The organism is Nonomuraea corallina, from assembly GCF_027620315.1.
GTDB classification, from domain to species: Bacteria; Actinomycetota; Actinomycetes; order Streptosporangiales; family Streptosporangiaceae; genus Nonomuraea; species Nonomuraea corallina.
This window is the reverse complement of record NZ_JAPNNL010000306.1, coordinates 1-3,896: the sequence shown is the minus strand read 5'-3', so window position 1 is coordinate 3,896 and position 3,896 is coordinate 1. Positions and strand designations below refer to the sequence as shown.

The 3,896-nt window shown below is 74.3% G+C and carries 2 protein-coding genes; both read left to right on the top strand.

Annotation, left to right across the window (positions count from 1 at the left end):
* Positions 1–436 (top strand): acyl carrier protein (locus OUY22_RS36045; RefSeq protein WP_270159803.1); only part of this gene is annotated, 436 nt, incomplete at its 5' end.
* A gap of 34 nt (positions 437–470) precedes the next feature.
* Positions 471–3,896, top strand: a 3,426-nt coding sequence (locus OUY22_RS36040) for a type I polyketide synthase (protein WP_270159802.1), incomplete at its 3' end; no start/stop codon positions are given.

The following is a 3,896-nucleotide window of genomic DNA, read 5'->3' as shown; positions in this document are numbered from 1 at the left end:
CGTGGCCGCCGTGCTCGCCCACGGCGACCCCGACCAGGTCGACGTGGACCAGGCGTTCAACCAGCTCGGCTTCGACTCGCTGACGGCCGTCGAACTGCGCAACCGGCTCAACGCCGACACCGGGCTGCGGCTGCCCGCGACCCTCGTCTTCGACCAGCCCACGGTCCGCTCGCTCTCGGGCTACCTGACCGGGGTGCTCGTCCCCGCGCCGCCTTCGGCCGAGGACACCCTGCGCACGGCCCTGGAACGGGTGGACGACCTGTTGGCCGCGGCCAACGGGGAGGCGGAGGCCATGCGCGACCGGCTCACCACCCTCCTCCAGAGCGCTCTCACGAGGCTCGGCGGCAACGGACAGCACGACGTCGTCGGCGTGCTGGACAAGATCGACGACGCGTCCGACGAGGAGATCTTCGCCCTCATCGACAACGAGCTGTGAACCCATGACCGCCTCGACCGGAAAGGCACGAACGATGGGGACTGAGGACAAGCTCCGCGCCTACCTCAAGCGCGCCACGGTCGAACTGGCCCAGGCGCGCGGCCGGCTCGCCGAGGTGGAGGAGCGCGCCCACGAGCCCATCGCGATCGTGGGCATGGCCTGCCGCTATCCCGGCGGCGGCGACACGGTCGAGGGACTGTGGGACCTGCTGAGCGAGGGCCGCAGCGCGGTGCGCGAGGTGCCGTCGTCCCGCTGGGACAACGACGCCTACTACCACCCCGACCCGAGCACCCCCGGCGGCATCTACACCAGGTACGGCACGTTCCTGGAGGACATCGCCGGCTGGGACGCCGAGTTCTTCGGCCTGTCCCCGCGCGAGGCGCTGCGCATGGACCCCCACCAGCGCCTGCTGCTGGAGCTGGTGTGGGAGGGCCTGGAGAACGCCGGGCTGTCGCCCTCGCGGCTGGCCGGCAGCCGCACCGGCGTGATGGTCGGGCTCATGGACACCCTCCAGTACGGCCGGCTGCAGATCGAGCGGCAGGGCAGGGACGCCCTCGCCGACCCCTACCTGGGCCAGGGGTCGGTGCCCAGCGTCGCCGCCGGGCGCATCGCGTACCAGTTCGACCTCATCGGCCCCACCATCACGGTCGACACCGCCTGCTCCTCCTCGCTGATCGCCGTCCACCTGGCCTCGGAGAGCCTGCGCAGGGGCGAGTGCGAGCTGGCCATCGCGGCGGGCGCCTCGCTGACCATGCACCCGTCCCTCTACATCCAGGCGTGCGCCGGCATGATGATGTGCTCCGACGGCCGGTGCAAGACCTTCGACGAGAACGCCGACGGCTACGTCATGGGGGAGGGCGGCGGCCTGGTCGTGCTGGAACGGCTGTCCAGCGCCCTCGCCAACGGCCGCCGCGTCCATGCGGTGCTGCGCGGGTCGGCGGTCAACCAGGACGGGCGGAGCAACGGGCTCACCGCGCCGAGCCGGCGCGCGCAGGTCGACGTGATCGGCCGCGCGCTCGCCGCCGCCCGCGTCTCCCCGGACGACGTCGCGTACGTGGAGGCGCACGGTTCCGGCACCCGTCTCGGGGACGCCATCGAGCTGTCGGCGCTGCACGACGTGTTCGGCCGCCGTTCGCCCGACCAGCCGCTCCGCGTCGGCGCGATCAAGACCAACATCGGGCACACGCAGGCCGCGGCCGGAGTGGCTGGACTGATCAAATCAGTGTTAATCCTGAAAAATGGGCGTATCCCGTCCAGTCTGCACCTGACCAACCCGGCAACCGTCTTCCCCGAGAACGGCGCCATCCGCCCCGTCACCGGCCTGGAACCGCTGCCACCGGAGCACGACGGGCCCGGCCTGGCCGGAGTCAGCTCGTTCGGGCTGTCCGGCACGAACGCCCACGTGATCCTGGAGAAGGCGCCCCCGCCCGACCCGCGTGAGACGCCCGCCCGCGACACCGTCCATCTCCTGCCGCTGTCGGCCGGCAGCGCCGCCGCGTTACGCGAGCAGGCCACCCGGCTGGCCGGCTGGGTGAACGCCCACCCCGGCGCGGCCGTGACCGACCTCGCCCACACGCTGCAGACCGGCCGGGCCGAACTCGACCACCGCCGGGTCCTGGTCTGCGCCGGTCCGGACGACGCCGTACGCGAGCTGCGCGCCGTCGCCGCCGAGAGCGGGGAGGGCCACCGGGTGAAGGGCCGGCCCCGCGTCGCGTTCCTGCTCCCCGGCGTCGGCGACCAGTACGAAGGACTGGGCAGGGAGCTGTACGCCAGGGAACCGGTGTACGCCGAGGCGGTGGACACCTGCGCCGACCTGGTCCTGCGCCGCTCCGGCACGGACCTGCGACCTCTGTTCTTCCCTCAGGAGGAGGCCGCCGCCGGCTCCGGTGACCTGGCCTCCCTGATGGGCCGTACCGGCGAGGCGTCCGCCGCGCCCGGCCCGCTGGATCACGCCGAGGTGGCCCACCCCTTCCTCTTCACCGCCGAGTACGCGCTGGCGCGGCTGCTCGGCCACTGGGGCGTCACCCCGGACCTGCTCATCGGCTACAGCCTCGGCGAGTACGTCGCCGCCTGCCTGGCCGGGGTCTTCACCCTGGACGACGCGCTGCACGTCATCGTCGAACGGGCGCACCTGATCAACGCGGTGCCCGCCGGGCGGATGCTCGCCGTCGCGGCGCCCGAGGAGCGCATCGCCTCCGTGCTCGGCGACGCCGGGGTCGACGTGGACGTCGCCGCAGGCAACGGCCCCTCGATGACCGTGCTGAGCGGGTCCCCCGCCGAGATCGAGGCGGCGGCGGACGCCCTGGCGGCGGCGGGCATCGCCCGCAGGCCGCTGCGTTCCGCCCACGCCTTCCACTCCCGGCTGCTGCAGCCCGCCAGGGAGAAGCTCGCCGCCGTGCTCGACACCGTGCCGCGGCAGGCCCCGGCCGTCCCCGTCGTCTCCAACCTCACCGGCCTTCCGCTCACCGCCGAACAGGCCACCGGCACCTCCTACTGGGCCGACCAGCTCGTCAGCACGGTCCGTTTCGCCGACGGCGTGCGCCACTGCCTGAGCCAGGACGTGGACGCGTTCGTCGAGCTGGGCCCCGGCCAGACGCTCGGCGGGCTGGTCAGGCAGAACCTGGCCGGTGGCTCCACCGTCGCCGTGCTCGGCACCCTGCCGCCCCGCTGGACCGGCGGAACGCCCCGAGACGCGCACGAGGAACTGCTCAGGACGTGCGCCCGGCTGTGGGAGCTCGGCGCCGAGGTGAACTGGGAGCGCACCCGCGAAGGCGGCGGCGAGGTGCTCAGCCTGCCCGCCTACCCCTTCCAGCGCACCCGCTTCTGGCCCGAGCAGACCACGCCGGACGGCACCGGGGGCGCTCCGGCCGCGTCCGCCGGACCCGGCGTCGCCGGGGACGCCGAACCCGGCGACTTCACCTTCGCCCACACCTGGCGGCGGGACCCGGACCGGGACGTTCCCGAAACCGGCCTGAGCCTGCCCGGCCCCCTCGTGGTCTTCGCCGACTCCGGCGGCGTGGGCGCCGCGCTCGCCGACCTGGCCGCCGCCTCCGGCACCCCCGTGCTCGAAGTGGTCGCCGGCCAGGGACCGCCGCGCCGCGAGGGCCGCCGCCTGACCTTCGACCCCGCCGTCCCCGGCCACTACGCGCTCGCCTTCGCCGATCTGCCCCCGTCCGACGGGCCGGTGCACGTCGCGCACCTGTGGAGCCTCGACGCCGGGACCGGCGGCCTCCCCGGCGGCCTCCCCGGCGGTCTCCCCAGTGGTCTCCCCGGTGACGACGGCCTGCGAAGGGCCGTCGCGCTCGGGTTCGACAGCCTCATGCTGGCCGTCCAGGCGCTCGGCGACCTGACGGACCGGCCGGAGGCCAGGCTGCTCACGGTGACCAGGGGGGCCGCCGAGATCCTCGGCGGCGACCTCCCCGCCCCCTGGCAGGCCCTGGCGCACGGGCTCGGCCGGGCC